The following is an 18,045-nucleotide window of genomic DNA, read 5'->3' as shown; positions in this document are numbered from 1 at the left end:
GAACCAGAAATGCCTACCCCCACCAAGGGTCCGCGTCTCGGCGGCGGCCCGGCGCACGAGCGACTGATCCTCGCGAACCTGTCGACGGCGCTCTTCGAGCACGGCCGCATCACCACCACGGAGACGAAGGCCAAGCGCCTGCGCCCCCTGGCTGAGCGCCTCATCACGTTCGCGAAGCGCGGCGACCTGCACGCGCGTCGTCGCGTGCTGACCGTCATCCGCGACAAGTCCGTGGTGCACACGCTGTTCACCGAGATCGCCCCGGCCATGGCCGAGCGCAACGGTGGCTACACGCGTATCACCAAGGTCGGCAACCGTAAGGGCGACAACGCGCCCATGGCGGTCATCGAGCTCGTGACCGAGCCGGTCAGCCCCAAGCAGGCCGTCGTCAAGGAGGCCACGAAGGCCGCCGAGAAGGCTGCGCCGAAGAAGGCCGAGGAGCCGGTCGAGGAGACCACCGAGGCCCCCGCCGACGAGGCGACCGAGGCTCCGGCCGAGGCCAAGGCCGACGACGCGACCGAGGAGACCAAGGAGGCCTGACCTCCGGCTCCCGCGCCTCGAGCGACCGACGAGCGAGCCCCGCACCACCCTCCGGTGGCGCGGGGCTCTCTCGTTCCTACGGTGGGACCATGCAGGCCGGGACCACGGACGCCGTGACCATGCCGAACGCACGCGCGCGGGAGGGCGGGCGACGGCGTCCGCCCGCGCCGCCGCCCGTCGTCCTGGTCCACGGGTCGCGCACGTCACGCACGATGTGGCGCAGGCAGCTGTCCTCGCTCGGGGCGGCGGGCGTCGCGGCCGTGGCGGTGGACCTTCCGGGGCACGGCGAGCGCCGCGCGGAACCGTTCACGCTGGACGGCGCCGTGGACGCGGTGCGCGACGGCGTCCACGCCCTCGGGGGCCGGGCCCTGGTGGCGGGGCTGTCCCTGGGCGGCTATCTCGCGATCGAGCACCGGGCCCGGCACCCCGCCGAGTGCGCCGGCGTCGTGGCGGCCGCCTGCAGCACGCCGACGTCGTCGCCGCTGCGCCCGGCGTGGTTGCGGCTCGCCCGCTGGATCGAGGGCTGGCCCGACCACGGGGCGTGGCTGAACGACACCTTCGTGCGGCTCCTGCTCACGACCGAGGGCGCCGACGACCTCGGCGCCGGCGGGTTCGCGCTGACCTCCATGGCGCAGGTGCTCGGCGAGGTCGCCCGCATCGACACGCTCGCCGCACTCCGGACGGGCTCCGGCCCGATGTGGTTCGTCAACGGCCGGTACGACCACTTCCGCGGGTCGGAGCGTGCGATGCTCGACGCCGTGCGCGCGGGCGGGGCGACGGCGAGGCTCGTCGTCGTCCCCGGGGCGCGGCACCTGGTCAGCCTCGATGCCCCCGTGACGTTCACCCGCACGCTGCTCGAGGCCGTGGCCGCAGTCGAGCTGCCTGTCGCCTGAGTCTGCGGTTCCGCTGCACCTCCGCCTCAGTCGAGCGGCAGGTCCCACGCCCGGGCGCCGCCGACCAGCGCAGCCGAGTTCGGGACCACGACGACGTCGTCGCCCAGCCGCGCCAGGGCCGGTGGCGTCACGCGCCGGGAGTTCCCCCCGCCCAGGTAGAGCCGGTCCCACCAGAACACGGGTCGCAGGCCGTCGATCATGGTCACGACGCGGCGCGACCACAGCCCGTCACCGAGGCGCCTGCGCTCCGGCTCGCCGATGTACTGGTCGTAGGAGGCGCCGCGGCGCACCGGGGCGCGCGACCACTCGAGGTGCGGCGCGAGGCGGCCGCCGTCGAACAGGGCGGAGCCCAGCCCGGTGCCGAGGGTGAGCACGAGCTCCACGCCGGACCCGGCGATGACCCCGGCGCCGTGCATCTCCGCGTCGTTGAGCACCAGCGCAGGCATGCCGAGCCGGGCCGCGAGCGCGCCCCGCACGTCGAAGCTCGCCCACGCGTCCACGAGCTCGGGCAGCACCCGCGTCCTCGGGCCCGCGCGGGTGACGTAGTGGGGCGTGTGCACGACGACCCCGTGGCGGACCATCCCCGGCATGCCCAGCGCGACCCGGTCGGCCGGAGGCAGCGAGCCGGCGATCTGCGCGACCGTGTCCACCAGCAGGGACGGCGGCAGGGGATAGGGGGTCGGCACGCGCACCGGCGCGGCGTGCGCGGTGCCGGCGGCGTCGAGCACGTTCGCCTTGATCCCCCCGCCGCCGCAGTCGACGGCGAGGGTGAGGACGGCGTGCGGCGGGCTGTCGGGCTCGGCCGCCGTCCGAGGGCGTGGGGAGTCGCCGGTGTGCGGGGCGGGCCGGGTCACGGGTCGTGGGTCGGGCATCCAGCCATCATCCGGCCACAATGGGGCGGTGAGCACCACGACACCCCCGGACGGCTCCCTGCGGGTCCGGCTCGACCTGGCGTACGACGGCACCCGGTTCGCGGGCTGGGCCGCGCAACCGCGGCTGCGGACCGTGCAGGGCGTGCTCGAGGACGCCCTGGCGACCGTGCTGCGCACCGGGCCGCTGGGCCTGCCCCGGCCGCGGCTCACCGTCGCCGGGCGCACCGACGCCGGGGTGCACGCGCGTGGCCAGGTGGCGCACGTCGACGTCCCTGCCGACCGCTGGGCCGCCATGCCCGGGCGGTCGGACCGTGCGCCGGGCGAAGCGCTCGCGGACCGCCTCGCCGGCGTCCTGCCGCCCGACGTCGTGGTGCATCGCGCGAGCGCGGCCCCCGACGGCTTCGACGCCCGGTTCTCCGCGCTCCACCGCCGGTACGCGTACCGGATCGCCGACGCTCCCGGCCTGCGCGACCCGTTGCGACGGGACTGGGTGCTGTGGCACCGCCGGCCGCTCGACGTCGACGCGATGCACCGTGCGGTGCAGCCGCTCGTCGGGCTGCACGACTTCGCGGCCTTCTGCAGGCCGCGGGAGGGCGCCACGACGATCCGCGAGCTCACCCGGCTGTCCTGGGAGCGCCCCACGGCGGGCCCCGACGAGGGCCTGGTGGTCGCGACGGTCCAGGCCGACGCCTTCTGTCACTCGATGGTGCGCGCGCTGGTCGGGATGTCGATCGCCGTGGGCGAGGGGCGGCGGGCGGAGTCCGACCCCGCCGAGGTGCTCGCGGGGCGCTCGCGGTCCGCCGCCGCGGCCGTGGTCGCGGCGCGGGGCCTGGTGCTCGAGGAGGTCGCGTACCCCGACGACGCCGGGCTCGCCGACCGTGCCGAGCGGATCCGTGCCCGGCGCCGCGCGGACGAGGTCGACCGGGACCCCGCCGGCTGACCCGGCGGGGTCCCGGGGCCTCAGGGCTCGTTCCTTCGATCGCCCTGAGGCTGCGCTCCGCTACGGGCGAGTGCCTCGTTCCTCGGCCCGCACCCTCCGCTGTGCTCCGCCTCAGGGCTCGTCGACCCAGTGCACGGCGGCCTCCTCGGCGCTGGCCCCCGCGCCGTCGATGCCGGCGTCCTCGCCGTAGACGTCGTTGTCCCGGTCCCCGTCCTCGCCGGGGTCTGCCTCGTCGTCGGCCACCAGGCGGCCGGCGCGGCTGGTGTCGGGGCGGTCGAGCGGGTCGGACTCCCAGACGTCCGGCTCCTCCTCGCGCAGCCGGCGGTCGAAGGGCTCACCGGCGGACTCCTCCCACGCCGTCTCGCCCCAGTGGTTGGAGCGCGGCCGCTCGAGCGGCGAGTACCCCTCGTCGAGCTTGTCCGTGAGCTCGGGGTCGAGCAGGGTGTCCTCCTCGGGGAGCTGGTCCTCGTCGCCCTCCGCGCCGGTGAGCGGGTTCGGTGTGGTGCCCGGTGTCTCGTCCGTCATCTCTCCACGGTGCAACGGAGGGTCGGCGCCCGCACCCGCGGCGCCGTGTGGCGGACGCCGCTTTGCTCCGCGGCGTCGCGGTCGCTAGACTTGACAGCCGTTGTGCTTTGACTCCGGCGTCCCGCGTCGTCAGCGCGCCCACTCGCACCGACCTCGCCCTGGCCAGGACGCCATCATGGAGCACCCGCGCACAACACCTGTCTCATCGGGCAACGCTTCGGCCCGACGACCACGAACACGAAAAGGTGACGCAACCGTGCGTACTTACACCCCCAAGCCCGGCGAGGTCCAGCGCGACTGGTACGTCGTCGACGCTACCGACGTCGTCCTGGGCCGCCTGGCGAGCCAGGTCGCCACGCTCCTGCGCGGGAAGCACAAGCCGACCTTTGCTCCGCACGTCGACGGCGGTGACTTCGTCATCGTCATCAACGCGGACAAGGTCGCCCTGAGCGGCAACAAGCGCGAGACCAAGCTGGCCTACCGCCACTCGGGCTACCCGGGCGGTCTGCGCTCGGTCAACTACGGCGAGCTCCTCGAGAAGAACCCGGAGCGGGCCGTGGAGAAGGCCGTCAACGGCATGCTCCCCAAGACCTCGCTCGGCCGCGCCCAGCTCGACAAGCTCAAGGTCTACCGAGGCTCCGAGCACCCCCACGCGGCGCAGCAGCCCCAGCCGTTCGAGATCACCCAGGTTTCGCAGCAGGCCTGAGCCGCTGCCGGATGCAAAGCGAAGGAATCACAGTGGCAGAGACCACCGTCGACACCGAGCTGGACAACACGCCCAGCTCTTACACCACCGAGACCGCCGCGCCCGTCGCGGACGGCGGCCAGTCCATCACCGCTCCGGGCCAGGCCGTCGGCCGCCGCAAGGAGGCCGTGGCGCGCGTGCGCCTCGTCCCCGGCACCGGGCAGTGGAAGATCAACGGTCGCACCCTCGAGGACTACTTCCCGAACAAGGTGCACCAGCAGCTGGTCAACGACCCGCTGAAGCTCGTCGAGGTCGAGGGCCGTTTCGACGTCATCGCCCGCATTGCCGGCGGTGGCCCCTCGGGCCAGGCCGGTGCGCTGCGCCTGGGCATCGCCCGCGCGCTCAACGCCATCGACACCGAGGCGAACCGCCCCGCGCTGAAGAAGGCGGGCTTCCTGACCCGCGACCCGCGTGCCGTGGAGTCCAAGAAGGCCGGTCTCAAGAAGGCCCGCAAGGCGCCGCAGTACTCGAAGCGCTGATCCACCGTCGCCCTGCCGAACGATCGGCAGTGCGACGTGCAGCACCGGACGGCCCCGTCGGAGAGATCCGGCGGGGCCGTTCGTCCGTCCCGCTACGATCGACCGGTGCGCCGGCCGTGGCGGGACGCACCGCCGGCGGGGGAAGCCCGCCGGCAGCCGGTCCTGAGGAGGAAGACATCGTGCGACTGTTCGGCACGGACGGGGTCCGTGGCCTGGCGAACCGGGACGTGACCGCAGAGCTGGCGCTCCAGCTGGGCGGCGCGGCCGCGCACGTGCTGGGGGCCTCGGGCGAGTTCGCGGGGCACCGTCCTCGTGCCGTGGTGGGGCGCGACCCCCGCGCGTCGGGCGAGTTCCTGTCCGCCGCCGTGGCCGCCGGGCTCGCGAGCTCCGGCGTCGACGTGGTCGACCTCGGCGTCCTGCCGACCCCGGCGCTGGCACACCTGGTCGGGGCCATGGACATGGATCTCGGCGTCATGATCTCCGCGTCGCACAACCCGATGCCCGACAACGGCATCAAGTTCTTCGCCCGTGGCGGCTTCAAGCTGCCCGACACCGTCGAGGACGAGATCGAGAAGTGCCTCGGGCGCGAGTGGGAGCTGCCCGTCGGTGCCGACGTCGGGCGCATGCGCTCCGACACGGGCATCGCCGCGCAGCAGTACGTCGAGCACCTCGTGGCCAGCGTCGGCACGACGCCCGACACCCGCCCGCTGGAGGGCCTGCGGATCGCCGTGGACGCCGCCAACGGCGCCGCCAGCCAGGTGGGTCCCGACGCGCTGCGCGAGGCCGGCGCCGACGTCGTCGTCATCAACGCCAGCCCCGACGGGCGCAACATCAACGAGAAGGCCGGCTCCACGCACCCCGAGCAGCTGCAGGCCGTGGTCGTCGCGGCCGAGGCCGACTTCGGCGTCGCGTTCGACGGCGACGCGGACCGCTGTCTCGCGGTGGACCACGGGGGCGCGCTCGTCGACGGCGACCAGATCCTCGGGATCCTGGCCCGGTCGCTCCACGACGAGGGGCGCCTGCCCGGCGACACGCTCGTCGTGACCGTGATGAGCAACCTCGGGCTCCTGCTCGCGATGCGCGAGGCCGGCATCTCCACCGTGCAGACCGGGGTGGGGGACCGGTACGTGCTGGAGGAGATGCGCGCCCACGGCTACGGGCTCGGCGGGGAGCAGTCCGGCCACATCATCCTGTCCGACCACGCCACCACCGGCGACGGCGTCCTCACGGCCCTGCACCTGGCGGCACGCGTGAAGTCCACCGGCCGCCGCCTCGCCGACCTCGCGGGCGACGTCCCCCGGCTGCCGCAGACGCTCCTCAACGTCAAGGGCGTCGACAAGGCCCGCGCCGGCGACGACGAGGGCGTGCTCACGGCGGTCGCGAACGCGGAGGCGCTGCTCGGCGAGACCGGCCGGGTGCTGCTGCGCCCGTCGGGCACCGAGCCCGTGGTGCGCGTCATGGTGGAGGCCTCCACCCAGACGCAGGCCGACGGCGTCGCCGACACGCTCGCGGCGGTGGTGCGCGACCGCCTCGCGCTGTGAGCGCCGGCCGGTGAGCGACGCGCTGCGGGCCGCCGTGGCGGACCTGCTGGACCGGGCCGACGAGCGGTCCGAGGGCGTCCTGCCGATCGTCCAGGCCGGCGCGCCCGTGCTGCGCGCGCCCGCCGCCCGCTACGACGGTCAGCTCGGCGACCTCCTGCCCCGGCTGGTGGAGGCGATGCGCCGGACCATGCGCGCCGCGCCCGGGGTCGGGCTCGCGGCGCCGCAGGTGGGCATCTCCCTGGCGATCGCCGTGGTCGAGGACGCCGGGACGGTGGACGACGACCCGCGGGAGCGGACCGCGGTGCCGTTCCGGGTGCTGGTCAACCCCCGCTACGAGCCGCTGCCCGGCCCAGCCGGCGGGGGCGCAGGGGCGGAGCGTGTCGCGTTCTTCGAGGGGTGCCTGTCGGTCGCCGGCTGGTCGGCGGTCGTCGCGCGGCACCGGCGCGTGCGGCTCACGGGCACCGACGAGGCGGGGGAGCCCGTCGACGAGGTGCTGACCGGCTGGCCGGCGCGGATCGTGCAGCACGAGACCGACCACCTGGCGGGCGAGCTCTACCTCGACCACGCCGAGACCCGCTCGCTGACGTCGAACGAGAACCTCGCGCGGTACTGGGCCGCGAGCCCGGACCCGGCGCCCGCCGCGGCAGGTCTGGGCTTCGCGCTGCCCGTCGCGCGCGGCGACTCGTGAACCCCGGGTGAATCTTCCGGGTTCAGGGTGGAACCGGGGGAAATCCCCATGCTTCCTGGGCGCCACCTCTGCCTAGGCTGGTGCCGTGACGCCGTCCGGCGTCGTGCGACCGCCGGAGGCACCCTGCCGGCCGACGAACCGAGGGACCGTGCTGGAGACGCTGTCGACGATGCTGGGTCAGCTGGAGACCTGGATCATTCACCTGGGTGCGTCCGCGTGGATCTACCCCGCGATGTACGTCTTCGCCACGATCGACGGGTTCTTCCCGCCGATCCCCAGCGAGTCCGTGGTCATCACCCTCACCGTGCTCGCGCACGCGGAGGGGGTGCCCTGGCTGCCGGGAATCCTCGCCCTCGCCGTCGCCGGGGCGTGGACGGGCGACCAGATCGCCTACCAGATCGGTCGCGCCGTCGGCACGGAGCGGTTCGGCTTCCTGCGCTCCGCGCGCGGCCGCAAGGCCGTGGCGTGGGCGCGGCACGCCCTCGACCACCGGGGGGCGTCGTTCATCATGGCGGCGCGGTACGTGCCGATCGGGCGCGTCGCGGTGAACATGACCGCGGGGGCGGTGGGCTACCCGCGCGCCCGGTTCATGCTGGTCTCGGCGATCGCCGCCGTGACCTGGGGGATCTACTCGATGCTCATCGGTCTGGCCGCGGCGTCCTGGCTCGGCCACAACACGCTGCTCGCCATGGCCGTGGGCGTCGTGGCGGGCATCCTGCTCGGCATCCTCGTCGACCAGGTGGTGCAGCGGATCACCGGCGCCGGGCGGCTGCCCGCCCTCGCCGAGCGGCCGCCGGCCACCCCGGAGGGCGAGGAGACCGACGAGACGCGCCAGGCGGCGTGACCGTCAGAGCTTGCGCAGGCGCACCCGCTGGACGGAGTGGTCGGAACCCTTCGTGAGCACCAGCGTCGCCCGACCGCGGGTGGGCAGTACGTTCTGCTCCAGGTTCGGGGCGTTGATCGACTCCCAGATCGACAGCGCCTTGGCGGTCGCCTCGGCGTCCGACAGGTCGGCGTAGCGCCGGAAGTACGACTCCGGCCGGCTGAACGCCGTGCGACGCAGCTGCAGGAACCGCTCGACGTACCACTGCCGGACGTTGCGGGTGCGGGCGTCGACGTAGATGGAGAAGTCGAAGAAGTCGCTGACGGCGACCGTCGACTCGTCGACGGAGGAGGGGCGCGCGGGCTGCAGCACGTTGAGGCCCTCGACGATCAGCACCTCGGGGCGCCGCACCACGACCTCCTCGCCGGGCACGATGTCGTAGACCACGTGCGAGTACACCGGGGCGCGCACCTCGGAGTGGCCGGCCTTGATCTTCGACAGGAACCGGATGAGCGCGCGCCGGTCGTACGACTCGGGGAAGCCCTTGCGGTCCATGATCCCGCGGCGCTGCAGCTCGGCGTTGGGGTACAGGAACCCGTCGGTGGTCACGAGCTCCACGTGCGGGGTGTCGGGCCAGCGGGCCATCATCTCCCGCAGCACGCGGGCGGTGGTCGACTTGCCGACGGCGACCGAGCCGGCGACGCCGATGACGTACGGGGTGCGCGGCGGCTCCTCGTGCAGGAACGTGGACGTCGCGCGGTGCAGGCCCGCCGTCGCCGACACGTACAGGTTGAGCAGCCGCGAGAGGGGCCGGTAGACGGCGTCGACCTCCGCGAGGTCGATCGGGTCGCCCAGGCCGCGCAGCCGCTCGACGTCTGCGTCCGTCAGCGGCAGCGGCGTCGACGCGGACAGCCGGCTCCACGCCGCGCGGTCGAGGTCCACGTACGGCGAGGCGGGCGCCAGGCGCGTGAGGTGGTCGCCGAGCGGCTGCGGGGACGTGCGGGACGGCGCGGTGCCGGGGGCGTCCGCGGGCGCCGGTTCGGGAGGCAGAGGTACCACCCGCCCGATTCTGCCCGATGCGCGCCGAGCATCCCCAACCGGGCGTCGGGCCACGGTGGGCGCGCCGGTAGACTCGCCCCCATGTGCGGCATCGTCGGATACACCGGTCTGGGACTCGCCGAAGGTGCGTCCATCTCAGGGGACACCACCTCCCCGAGCCCGTCGGGGCGTCCCCTGGAGGTCGCCCTCGAGGGCCTGCGCCGCCTGGAGTACCGCGGGTACGACTCGGCCGGCGTCGCGCTCGTCGGCCCGGGGCAGCCGCGGGTCCGCTCCGCGAAGAAGTCGGGCAAGCTGAACAACCTCGTCGCGGAGATCGAGGCGCAGCCGCTGCCGGCGGCGACCGCCGCCATCGGCCACACGCGCTGGGCCACGCACGGCGGGCCGACCGACGTCAACGCGCACCCGCACCTGGCCGACGACGGCCGCCTCGCGGTCATCCACAACGGCATCGTCGAGAACTTCGCCGCCCTGCGTGCCGAGCTGCACGCCGAGGGCGCCGTCTTCGTCTCCGAGACGGACACCGAGGTCGCGGCGCAGCTGCTCGCCCGCGAGTACCGGCGCACCGGCGACCTGACGGCCGCGATGGCGGCCACCGCCCGCCGCCTCGAGGGCACGTTCACCCTGCTCGCCGTCCACGTGGACGCCCCCGACACCGTGGTCGGCGCCCGGCACGACTCGCCGCTGGTCGTCGGCCTGGGCGAGGGCGAGAACTTCCTCGGCTCCGACGTCGCCGCGTTCGTGTCGCACACGAAGGAGGCGCTGGAGCTCGGTCAGGACCAGGTCGTGACGATCACGCCGACCACGGTGGCGGTGTCCGACTTCGACGACGCCCCCGCCGAGGGCAAGCGGTTCACGGTCGACTGGGACGCGGCCGCCGCGGAGAAGGGCGGCTTCGCGTCCTTCATGGACAAGGAGATCCACGACCAGCCGCAGGCCGTCACCGACACGCTGCTCGGGCGCTCCGACGCCCAGGGCCGCCTGGTGCTGGACGACCTGCGCATCGACGAGTCGGTGCTGCGCGCCGTCGACAAGATCATCGTCATCGCGTGCGGCACCGCCGCCTACGCCGGGCACGTCGCCAAGTACGCCATCGAGCACTGGTGCCGCATCCCGGTCGAGGTCGAGCTGGCGCACGAGTTCCGCTACCGCGACCCGATCGTGAACGAGAAGACGCTCGTGGTGGCCATCTCGCAGTCCGGCGAGACCATGGACACCCTCATGGCCGTGCGGCACGCGCGCGAGCAGGGCGCCAAGGTGCTGTCGATCGTCAACACGAACGGGTCGACCATCCCGCGCGAGTCGGACGCCGTGCTGTACACGCACGCCGGCCCCGAGATCGCCGTCGCCTCCACGAAGGCGTTCCTGTCGCAGATCACCGCGGCCTACGTGCTCGGGCTCTACCTCGCGCAGCTGCGCGGCAACAAGTACGCGGACGAGATCACCGCGCTCCTCGACGAGCTGCGGGACATGCCCCGCAAGGTGCAGACCGTCATCGAGCGCAGCGAGTACGTGCGCGCCACGGCGCGGTCGATGAAGGACGCCGACAAGGTGCTCTTCCTCGGCCGGCACGTGGGCTTCCCGGTCGCGCTCGAGGGGGCGCTCAAGCTCAAGGAGCTCGCCTACATCCACGCCGAGGGCTTCGCCGCCGGCGAGCTCAAGCACGGACCGATCGCGCTGATCGACGCCGGCCAGCCCGTGTTCGTCGTGGTGCCGTCCCCGCGCGGGCGCGACCAGCTGCACGCCAAGGTCACCTCGAACATCCAGGAGATCCGGGCCCGCGGGGCGCGGACGCTGGTCATCGCGGAGGACGGCGACGACGAGGTGCGCCGGTACGCCGACGAGATCTTCTGGATCCCCAAGGCCCCGTCGCTGATGCAGCCGCTGCTGGCCGTGGTGCCGCTGCAGATCTTCGCGATGGAGCTCGCCACGGCGAAGGGCCTCGACGTCGACCAGCCGCGCAACCTGGCGAAGTCCGTCACCGTCGAGTGACCGTCGCGCGGCCGGCCCGCGCGCGTAGTCTGCGGGCATGGAGCTGGCGGAGCTGACCGACGAGGTCGAGATCATCTCGCGGGTGTACGAGCGGCGCTTCGGCGTGCCCCGCACCGACGACTGGCTCGTGCTCAAGCTGCACGAGGAGATCGGCGAGCTCACCCAGGCCTACCTCGCCCGGTCGGGGCGCTCGCGGGACCGGGGCGACGGCGCGACCGTCGACGCGGCGTTCCGGGCCGAGCTGGCGGACGTGCTCGCGCAGGTGCTGCTGGTCGCGCGCCGCTTCGACGTCGACCTCGAGGCGGAGATCGAGCGCAAGTGGTTCAGGTTCCGCCACCTCGTGGAGCCCCAGGACGAGGCAGGGGTGCGCGCGCCGTAGCCCACCGCGACCGCGCGGCACCTGCGCGGCCCGCCCTCGGCTACCCGGCGGCCGCGGCCTCGTCGACGCGGTCGAGCCACTCGCCCACGAGCGCCTCGAACAGCGCGGGCTGCTCGATCTGCAGGTTGTGCCCGGCGCGGTCGAGGACGGCGAACGTGGCGCGCGGGTAGTGCTCGAGGAGGTGCCAGGCGTCGCGGTACCCCGTCGAGGAGTCCTGTCGGCCGAGCACGAAGAGGGTCGGGCCGTCGTAGGGCTCCGGCTCGAGCGGGAACGTCCCGGCATAGCGGGACCCGATGCGCGCCACGGCGGCGTCGTCGGCGGCCGCGAGGCCGGGAGCCACCTCGACCTCGGTGCGCCGCCAGGTCTCGGGCGTCTGCACGACGCCGACGTCGTCCGCGTCGAGGGCGGCCGCGCCCACCTCCCGCAGCAGCCCTTCGTCGCGGACGAGCACCCGGTGCTCCGGGACGTCGCGGGCCGCGTGCTCGGGCACGATCATCGGGCAGAGCAGGCCGAGCCCTCGGACCCGTTCGGGGTCTGCGGCCACGAGGCCGCGGGCCAGGTACCCGCCGTACGACTCGCCCACCAGCGTGTACGGGCCCGGGACCAGCGCGTCGATCGCGGCCCGCACCACCGCGAGCACGTCGTCCGTGCTCGCGACCCCGGACGCCGGGCTCGCACCCATGCCGGGCAGGTCGAGGTAGAGGCGCCGCTGCCCGGGACGGGCCGCGAACGCGCCCTCGAACGCGGTGAGCATGAGGCGGTGGTCGACCGGGAACCCGTGCAGGAGGACCGTCGTGGAGGCGTCGGGGCCGGCCGCGGCGCCGCGCTCGACGTAGTGGACCGGGGAGCCTGCGGCGTCGACGAGCATGGGCCGGACCCTAGGAGCAGGCACCGACATCCGCCCGCCGGCCCGGGGGGCGAGCCTCGCAGGGTCCTAGGCTGAGGCCCATGATCATCGGGGTGGGCATCGACGTCGTCGACGTCGAGAGGTTCATGGCGACCCTCGAGCGCACGCCGCGGCTGCGCGAGAAGCTGTTCACCGAGGCCGAGCGCGACCTGCCGGCGTCCTCGCTGGCCGCGCGGTTCGCGGCCAAGGAGGCCATCGCCAAGGCACTCGGAGCTCCCGGCACCATGCACTGGCACGACGCGACCGTGCACCGCACCGTCGGCGGGCCTCCCCAGGTCGAGCTGCGCGGCACCGTGCTGGCCCGGGCCGACGAGCTCGGCGTGAAGGCCTGGCACCTGTCGATCTCGCACGACGCCGGCATCTCCTCGGCGATGGTCGTGGCGGAGGGCTGAGCCCCGCCTCAGGCGAGCGGGCGCAACCAGTCGAGCGCGACGGGGAGCGCGTCGAGCACGCTGATGTGACCGTCGCGGGGGCGCAGCCACAGCTCGCCGGCGGGCAGCGCGTCCAGCAGCAGGTCGGCGTGCCGGCGCGGCACGACGCGGTCGGCGCCGCCCTGCACCACGAGGACGGGTGCCGCGACGTCGGCGAGCTCGACGCCCCAGGGCCGGACGAACGCCACGTCGTCGTCCACGAGCCCGCCCGGCCAGGCCTCGCCGGCCCGGCCGGCGTCCTCGCCGAGGGCGCCCCACGGGCCGGCGAACATCGCGTGGTCGGCGGGGGTGAAGCTCGACTCGTCGAACTCGGCGGTCTCCTGGTGCGCCGCACGCGCGGCGGTGCCCTCGAGCGCGGACCGCAGCCCGCCGTCGTCCGCCATGCCGGCGAACCACCCCTCGACGTCGCTCCCGGCGTCGGCGCCCGGGAACGGGGCCGGTCCCGCGAGCGTGACGACGCCGGCCACCAGGTCGGGGCGCAGCGCCGCGAGGGCCAGGGCGTGCGGACCCCCGCCCGAGGCGCCGACGGCGACACAGCGCGTCACCCCGAGCTCGTCCAGGGCGTGCGCCAGGTCGGCGGCGGAGCCGGCCACGGTCCGCCCGGGCCGGCGCGTGGAGCCGCCGTACCCGGCGCGGGCGCCGGAGACCGCGCGCAGCCCGCGGGCCGCCGCGGCCTCGGCGACGGGCGGCAGCAGCGCGCCGGACTGGGGCGAGCCGTGGTGCCAGACGACGGCGGGCGCACCCGGGCGCCCGCCGTCGTCGTGCACGACCAGGCGCCGCCCGTCGGGGAGGTCGAGCTCGTGGCGTCTGGTCACGGGCGGTGTCACGCCCCGGTCAGTCCTGGAGCGCGGGGACGACCTGCCGCTGGAACAGCTCGATCTGGTCGCGGTCCGCGGCGGCGTTCGGGAAGTACGTGATGGCGTACGTCATGCCGCGCTGCTGCAGGTCGGTCAGGGCCTCGACGACCTGCTCGGGCGTGCCCACCAACGGGCTGTTGCGCCAGTTCGCGATCTCGTTCTCGCCCTTCTCGCCGGGCGCGTGCTTGCGGAAGTGCGAGGAGATCCACGCGAACCGGTCGTCCACCTCGGCCTGGTTCTCGCCGATGACGACGTTGTAGTCCGAGCTGCGGGTGATCGCCCCGAAGTCGGTGCCGACGTCGGCGCAGTGCTGCTCCAGGATCCGCGACTTGTGCGTGAACGTCTCCGGGTCGCCCGCGAAGTTCGTGTACTGCGCGAAGCGTGCCGCGACCCGCAGCGTCTTCTTCTCGCCGCCGCCTGCGATCCACAGCGGGATGCTCGGCACCTCGGCGCCGCCGTCGCCGACGGGCAGGCGCTGCAGCGGCTGCGGGTAGCACAGGGCGCCGTCCACCTGGTAGGTCTCGCCGTCGAACCGGCCCGACGACCCGGTGCGCCACATCTGCGTCATGATCTGCACGCCCTCGTCGAGCGCGCGGATGCGTTCCCCGGCGCGGGGGAAGCCGTAGCCGTACGCCCGCCACTCGTGCTCGTACCAGCCGGCGCCGATGCCCATCTGCGCGCGGCCGCCGGAGACGTGGTCGACCGTGGCCGCGACCTTCGCCAGGTAGGCCGGGTTCCGGTACGACATGCACGTGCACATCTGCCCGAGCTTGACGCGCTGGGACGCGGCCGCGAACGCCGCCATCAGCGTCCACGCCTCGTGCGTCGCCTCGGTGCTGGGCACCGGGACCGTGTGGAAGTGGTCGTACACCCAGACCGAGTCCCAGGCCCAGGGTCCGCCCGGGACCGGTTCGCCCGCCGCGGCGTTGTCGGCGTAGTGGAGGAGAGACAGCATCGTCTCCCAGTGCTGCTCCGGGGGGACGTCGGTGAGCGAGTGGCGCCAGCCCTGCGGGATGAAGAGTCCGAATCGCATGGCCCCGAGCCTATGCCCGCCCACGGCACGGGCGCCTAGCCTGGGCGCATGACGACCGAGAACGCCGTCGAGACGGTCGCGGTGCCGGGCGGCACGGTGACGCTGCGGGACGCGCGCTCCGGGACCTCGCGCGCCGTCGACCTGATGCCCTTCGAGATCGGGCGCACCCCGGTCACGGCGCAGGCGTGGACGGCCGCAGGGTCTCCCCGGCCGACGGGCCCCGCCGGTGGCCGGCTGCCCGTGCAACCGGTCTCGTGGTTCGACGCCGTGGCCTGGTGCAACGCCGCATCGGCCCGCGCGGGCCTGCGGCCGGCCTACCGGGTCGCCGGGCGGCGGGTCGCCTGGGACGTCCACGCCGACGGCTACCGGCTGCCGACGGAAGGCGAGTGGGAGCACGCAGCCCGTGCCGGGAGCACGGGACCGACCTACGGCCCGCTGGAGACGACGGCGTGGACGGCCCTGGACGACGTGCCGGGTCCGCAACCCGTGGCCGGCAAGGCGCCGAACGCCTTCGGCGCGTTCGACATGCTCGGCAACGTCTGGGAGTGGTGCTGGGACTACGCCGACCCCGCGCGGTACGCCGACTACCGGGTGCTGCGCGGCGGCGGCTGGGCGGATCCGCGGTGGAGCGTCCGGGCGTCCGTACGACGCGGGAGCCTGCCGGAGGCCCGGCTCGAGGACGTGGGGTTCCGTGTCGCCCGCGGCGTCGTGGGAGCGCCCGGCGGGGACACAGCCCAGGGATGGTCGGCCCGGCGGGACCGTGAGCGGGCCGACGTGCGCGGGCCGCTCCCGCTCGGATGGACGCCGTTGCGCGAGCTCGTGGACCACCCCGCGGCCGGCGAGGTGGGCGCCGCGACCGGCGACGACGCCCCGCACGGGGCAGGATGCCACTCATGATCTCCGCCTGGTCCGCCGCCGACGTCCGCGCCGCCGAGGAGCCCCTGCTGGCCGAGGGGGTGCCGCTGATGGAGCGGGCGTCGTTCGCGCTCGCGACGCAGGTGGTGCGTGACGTCGCGGCGCGCCGGGGCACGGTCCGCGGCGCCCGCGTCGTGCTGCTGGTGGGCGCCGGCAACAACGGCGGCGACGCGCTGCACGCGGGGGCGGTGCTCGCGCGGAGGGGTCTGGGGGTGACCGCCGTCCTCGTCGACGAGCGCGCGCACCCCGGCGGGCTGACGGCGCTGCGGCGTGCCGGCGGACGGGTGGTCGAGCTGTTCGCGGCCCCCGGGCGGGTCGGCGCGGTGGCCGGCGACGTCGCACGGTCCGACGTCGTGCTCGACGGACTTGTCGGCCTCGGCGCTCGCGGGCCGCTGCGCGGCCTCGCCGCCGATCTGGTGGCGGCCCTGGTGGGGGCCCTGGAGACGGCCCAGGCGCCCGCCCTCGACGAGGCCGCACCCCGAGCGACGAGGCGGGCGTGGGTGGTGGCCGTCGACGTGCCGTCCGGGATCGGGGTGGACGACGGCGCGGTGGCCGGCCCCGTGCTGGCGGCGGACCGGACCGTGACGTTCGGGGCCGCCAAGCCGGGGCTGCTGCTGCCGCCCGCGGCCGGGCTGGCGGGGGAGGTGGCCGTCGTCGACATCGGGCTGCACCTCGACGACCCGCCGGCGGTGCGGCGTCTGGAGCCCGACGACGTCGCGCGGTCGTGGCCGGTCCCCGGCGCCGCGGACCACAAGTACACGCGCGGCGTCGTGGGGGTCGTCGCGGGCACGGCGACGTACCCGGGTGCGGCGGTGCTGACGACGACCGGCGCCGTCTGCGCCGGGGCCGGGATGGTGCGCTACCGCGGGTCGGTCGAGGTCGGGCGGGTCGTGGTGGGGGCGCGGCCGGAGGTGGTCACCGTCCCCGGCCGCGTGCAGGCGTGGGTGGTGGGCCCCGGCGTCCCCGGCGGCCCCGAGGCGGAGGACGAGGGACAGGACGACGGGCAGCACGAGCGCGGCCGGGCCGGGCTCGTGGCCGCGTCGGGCGGGCTCGGGGGCCTGGCGGGCGGGCCGGTGCCGGCCGTCGTCGACGCGGGCGGGCTCGGCCTCCTGGACGACGACTCCCCGCCGTGGTTCGTCGTCACCCCGCACGCGGGCGAGCTGACGGCGCTGCTGCGCTCCCGCGGCGAGGACGTGCGGCGCGCGGACGTCGAGGCGGAGCCGCTGCGCTGGGCCCGCCGAGCGCACGACCTGACCGGCGCGACCGTGCTCCTCAAGGGCGGCGTGACCGTCGTCGCCGGGCCCGGCGTGGCGTACGCGCAGTCCGACGGCCCCGGCTGGCTCGCCACGGCCGGAGCCGGCGACGTGCTGGCCGGCCTGCTGGGGGCGATGCTCGCCGCCCGCGCGGACGAGGTCGTCCGCCATCCGGAGCGGGCCGCCGAGGTGGCCGCGGCCGCCGCCCTCGTGCACGGTCGCGCGGCGCACCGGGCGAACCCGGGCGGGCCGGTCGCGGCGCTGGACGTCGCGCACGCCGTGCCCGCGGAGGTCGCCCGCCTGCTGTCGTCACGACGCCCCCGGGGGACCTGCCCGCCGACCCGCCGGCCCGAGGAACCCGCATGACGCCCTCGGCCCGCACGCCCGACGGCTCCGCCGGCGACGCCGACTACGCGACGATCGGTGGCGGGTACACCCGGTACCGGCAGCCGGAGCCGGCGTTCGAGGCGGCGATCGCCGCGGCGCTCGGCGACGCCGCCGCCGTGCTGAACGTCGGCGCCGGCGCCGGCTCGTACGAGCCGCGGGACCGAACGGTGACCGCCGTCGAGCCGTCGGCGTCGATGCGCGCGCAGCGGCCGCCGGACCTCGTCCCCGCGGTGGACGCCACGGCCGAGGCGCTGCCGTTCGGCGACGACGCGTTCGACGCCGCCATGACGACCTTCTCCGTGCACCAGTGGGCCGACCTCGAGGGTGGACTGCGGGAGCTGCGCCGGGTGGCCGCCGGGCCGGTGGTCGTCATGACGTGCGACCCCGCGCTCCTCGACCGGTTCTGGCTGCACGAGTACGCGCCCGAGGTGATCGCGACGGAGGCGGCCCGCTATCCGAGCCTCGATCGGGTGGCCGCCGGGCTCGGCGGGCGCGTCGAGGTGATCGGGCTGCCGGTCCCGCTCGGCTGCGTCGACCGCTTCGGGGAGGCCTACTACGGCCGCCCGGAGGGCCTGCTCGACCCGGAGGCGCGCCGTGCGAACTCCGCGTGGAGCTTCGTCGGCCCCGCGGTCCAGGAGCGGTTCACCGACCGGCTGGGCGGCGACCTCGCCTCCGGGGAGTGGGACCGCCGGTACGGGCACCTGCGCACGCAGCCGACCTTCGACGGCTCGCTCGTGCTGGTCGTGAGCCGGCCGTCGGACTGAGGGCACACCACCGGGGACGACGTCG

20 protein-coding genes are annotated in these 18,045 nt (G+C 75.0%); 14 read left to right on the top strand and 6 right to left on the bottom strand.

Annotated elements, in window-relative coordinates; all coding sequences use genetic code 11:
* The first annotated feature begins 9 nt into the window (after nt 1-9).
* Complete coding sequence (gene rplQ, locus IEW03_RS14875; protein WP_188524484.1) at nt 10-540, top strand: 50S ribosomal protein L17; 531 nt, start codon at nt 10-12, stop codon at nt 538-540.
* A gap of 89 nt (nt 541-629) precedes the next feature.
* A complete protein-coding gene (locus tag IEW03_RS14870; protein WP_229738178.1) occupies nt 630-1,433 on the top strand; it encodes an alpha/beta fold hydrolase in 804 nt (267 codons plus the stop codon).
* Nucleotides 1,434-1,459: 26 nt separating this feature from the next.
* On the opposite strand, the gene IEW03_RS14865 is transcribed toward IEW03_RS14870, so the two are convergent.
* Entirely contained in the window at nt 1,460-2,305 is an 846-nt protein-coding gene (locus IEW03_RS14865; RefSeq protein WP_188524483.1) for an ROK family protein, read from the bottom strand.
* Between the two features lie 28 nt (nt 2,306-2,333).
* On the opposite strand from IEW03_RS14865, the gene truA reads away from it, so the two are divergent.
* Nucleotides 2,334-3,245 (top strand): tRNA pseudouridine(38-40) synthase TruA, encoded by a 912-nt coding sequence (gene truA / locus IEW03_RS14860; RefSeq protein WP_229738176.1) that lies wholly within the window; start codon nt 2,334-2,336, stop codon nt 3,243-3,245.
* 111 nt (nt 3,246-3,356) lie between these two features.
* Here the strand turns inward: truA and IEW03_RS14855 are convergent, their stop codons facing one another.
* Entirely contained in the window at nt 3,357-3,770 is a 414-nt protein-coding gene (locus tag IEW03_RS14855) for a DUF5709 domain-containing protein (RefSeq protein WP_188524482.1), read from the bottom strand.
* Between the two features lie 256 nt (nt 3,771-4,026).
* On the opposite strand from IEW03_RS14855, the gene rplM reads away from it, so the two are divergent.
* From rplM to IEW03_RS14830, 5 genes are all read left to right on the top strand, one after another.
* Nucleotides 4,027-4,476, top strand: a complete 450-nt coding sequence (gene rplM, locus IEW03_RS14850; RefSeq protein ID WP_188524481.1) for a 50S ribosomal protein L13 — start codon at nt 4,027-4,029, stop codon at nt 4,474-4,476.
* 32 nt (nt 4,477-4,508) lie between these two features.
* Complete coding sequence (rpsI, locus tag IEW03_RS14845) at nt 4,509-4,994, top strand: 30S ribosomal protein S9 (RefSeq protein WP_188524480.1); 486 nt, start codon at nt 4,509-4,511, stop codon at nt 4,992-4,994.
* Nucleotides 4,995-5,170: 176 nt separating this feature from the next.
* On the top strand, nt 5,171-6,535 hold the full coding sequence (gene glmM / locus IEW03_RS14840; RefSeq protein WP_188524569.1) for a phosphoglucosamine mutase: 1,365 nt from the start codon (nt 5,171-5,173) through the stop codon (nt 6,533-6,535).
* Nucleotides 6,536-6,545: 10 nt separating this feature from the next.
* Nucleotides 6,546-7,223 (top strand): peptide deformylase, encoded by a 678-nt coding sequence (locus IEW03_RS14835; RefSeq protein ID WP_188524479.1) that lies wholly within the window; start codon nt 6,546-6,548, stop codon nt 7,221-7,223.
* Between the two features lie 169 nt (nt 7,224-7,392).
* Nucleotides 7,393-8,067, top strand: coding sequence for a DedA family protein (locus IEW03_RS14830; RefSeq protein WP_229738173.1), 675 nt, complete (start codon nt 7,393-7,395; stop codon nt 8,065-8,067).
* 3 nt (nt 8,068-8,070) lie between these two features.
* On the opposite strand, the gene coaA is transcribed toward IEW03_RS14830, so the two are convergent.
* Nucleotides 8,071-9,096, bottom strand: coding sequence for a type I pantothenate kinase (gene coaA / locus IEW03_RS14825; RefSeq protein WP_371870633.1), 1,026 nt, complete (start codon nt 9,094-9,096; stop codon nt 8,071-8,073).
* 90 nt (nt 9,097-9,186) lie between these two features.
* On the opposite strand from coaA, the gene glmS reads away from it, so the two are divergent.
* Entirely contained in the window at nt 9,187-11,094 is a 1,908-nt protein-coding gene (gene glmS, locus IEW03_RS14820) for a glutamine--fructose-6-phosphate transaminase (isomerizing) (protein WP_188524477.1), read from the top strand.
* Between the two features lie 37 nt (nt 11,095-11,131).
* On the top strand, nt 11,132-11,473 hold the full coding sequence (locus tag IEW03_RS14815) for a nucleoside triphosphate pyrophosphohydrolase family protein (protein ID WP_188524476.1): 342 nt from the start codon (nt 11,132-11,134) through the stop codon (nt 11,471-11,473).
* Between the two features lie 40 nt (nt 11,474-11,513).
* Here IEW03_RS14815 and IEW03_RS14810 read toward each other — a convergent pair whose 3' ends face one another.
* Nucleotides 11,514-12,341, bottom strand: coding sequence for an alpha/beta fold hydrolase (locus tag IEW03_RS14810; protein WP_188524475.1), 828 nt, complete (start codon nt 12,339-12,341; stop codon nt 11,514-11,516).
* A gap of 80 nt (nt 12,342-12,421) precedes the next feature.
* On the opposite strand from IEW03_RS14810, the gene IEW03_RS14805 reads away from it, so the two are divergent.
* The gene (locus tag IEW03_RS14805) at nt 12,422-12,772 is read left to right on the top strand and encodes a holo-ACP synthase (RefSeq protein WP_188524474.1); all 351 of its coding nucleotides are present in this window, start codon (nt 12,422-12,424) and stop codon (nt 12,770-12,772) included.
* 8 nt (nt 12,773-12,780) lie between these two features.
* Here the strand turns inward: IEW03_RS14805 and IEW03_RS14800 are convergent, their stop codons facing one another.
* On the bottom strand, nt 12,781-13,626 hold the full coding sequence (locus IEW03_RS14800) for an alpha/beta fold hydrolase (protein ID WP_188524473.1): 846 nt from the start codon (nt 13,624-13,626) through the stop codon (nt 12,781-12,783).
* 19 nt (nt 13,627-13,645) lie between these two features.
* The gene (locus tag IEW03_RS14795) at nt 13,646-14,701 is read right to left on the bottom strand and encodes an LLM class F420-dependent oxidoreductase (RefSeq protein ID WP_188524472.1); all 1,056 of its coding nucleotides are present in this window, start codon (nt 14,699-14,701) and stop codon (nt 13,646-13,648) included.
* Between the two features lie 48 nt (nt 14,702-14,749).
* Between IEW03_RS14795 and IEW03_RS14790 the strand changes: the two genes are divergently transcribed.
* The 3 genes from IEW03_RS14790 to IEW03_RS14780 are packed head-to-tail and all read left to right on the top strand — an operon-like array spanning nt 14,750 to nt 18,020.
* Nucleotides 14,750-15,598 (top strand): formylglycine-generating enzyme family protein, encoded by an 849-nt coding sequence (locus IEW03_RS14790; protein WP_188524471.1) that lies wholly within the window; start codon nt 14,750-14,752, stop codon nt 15,596-15,598.
* Nucleotides 15,595-17,235: a bifunctional ADP-dependent NAD(P)H-hydrate dehydratase/NAD(P)H-hydrate epimerase gene (locus tag IEW03_RS14785; RefSeq protein ID WP_188524470.1), complete on the top strand. Its 1,641-nt coding sequence runs from the start codon at nt 15,595-15,597 to the stop codon at nt 17,233-17,235. The genes IEW03_RS14790 and IEW03_RS14785 overlap by 4 nt, the downstream gene beginning before the upstream one ends.
* Nucleotides 17,232-18,020: a class I SAM-dependent methyltransferase gene (locus tag IEW03_RS14780; RefSeq protein WP_188524469.1), complete on the top strand. Its 789-nt coding sequence runs from the start codon at nt 17,232-17,234 to the stop codon at nt 18,018-18,020. The genes IEW03_RS14785 and IEW03_RS14780 overlap by 4 nt, the downstream gene beginning before the upstream one ends.
* Nucleotides 18,021-18,045: the final 25 nt, after the last annotated feature.

Origin of the sequence: Isoptericola cucumis, assembly GCF_014635665.1 — a bacterium.
Classification (GTDB): domain Bacteria; phylum Actinomycetota; class Actinomycetes; order Actinomycetales; family Cellulomonadaceae; genus Isoptericola; species Isoptericola cucumis.
The sequence above is the reverse complement of the archived record's forward strand: the minus strand, read 5'-3'. Positions and strand labels throughout refer to the sequence as shown.

What these genes read in the sequence shown, in the direction of transcription:
- rplQ (WP_188524484.1), top strand. Translation starts at nt 10, where the DNA reads ATGCCTACCCCCACCAAGGGTCCGCGTCTCGGCGGCGGCCCGGCGCAC.
- IEW03_RS14870 (WP_229738178.1), top strand. Translation starts at nt 630, where the DNA reads ATGCAGGCCGGGACCACGGACGCCGTGACCATGCCGAACGCACGCGCG.
- IEW03_RS14865 (WP_188524483.1), bottom strand. Translation starts at nt 2,305, where the DNA reads ATGCCCGACCCACGACCCGTGACCCGGCCCGCCCCGCACACCGGCGAC.
- IEW03_RS14855 (WP_188524482.1), bottom strand. Translation starts at nt 3,770, where the DNA reads ATGACGGACGAGACACCGGGCACCACACCGAACCCGCTCACCGGCGCG.
- IEW03_RS14830 (WP_229738173.1), top strand. Translation starts at nt 7,393, where the DNA reads ATGCTGGGTCAGCTGGAGACCTGGATCATTCACCTGGGTGCGTCCGCG.
- glmS (WP_188524477.1), top strand. Translation starts at nt 9,187, where the DNA reads ATGTGCGGCATCGTCGGATACACCGGTCTGGGACTCGCCGAAGGTGCG.
- IEW03_RS14815 (WP_188524476.1), top strand. Translation starts at nt 11,132, where the DNA reads ATGGAGCTGGCGGAGCTGACCGACGAGGTCGAGATCATCTCGCGGGTG.
- IEW03_RS14810 (WP_188524475.1), bottom strand. Translation starts at nt 12,341, where the DNA reads ATGCTCGTCGACGCCGCAGGCTCCCCGGTCCACTACGTCGAGCGCGGC.
- IEW03_RS14805 (WP_188524474.1), top strand. Translation starts at nt 12,422, where the DNA reads ATGATCATCGGGGTGGGCATCGACGTCGTCGACGTCGAGAGGTTCATG.
- IEW03_RS14795 (WP_188524472.1), bottom strand. Translation starts at nt 14,701, where the DNA reads ATGCGATTCGGACTCTTCATCCCGCAGGGCTGGCGCCACTCGCTCACC.
- IEW03_RS14790 (WP_188524471.1), top strand. Translation starts at nt 14,750, where the DNA reads ATGACGACCGAGAACGCCGTCGAGACGGTCGCGGTGCCGGGCGGCACG.
- IEW03_RS14785 (WP_188524470.1), top strand. Translation starts at nt 15,595, where the DNA reads ATGATCTCCGCCTGGTCCGCCGCCGACGTCCGCGCCGCCGAGGAGCCC.
- IEW03_RS14780 (WP_188524469.1), top strand. Translation starts at nt 17,232, where the DNA reads ATGACGCCCTCGGCCCGCACGCCCGACGGCTCCGCCGGCGACGCCGAC.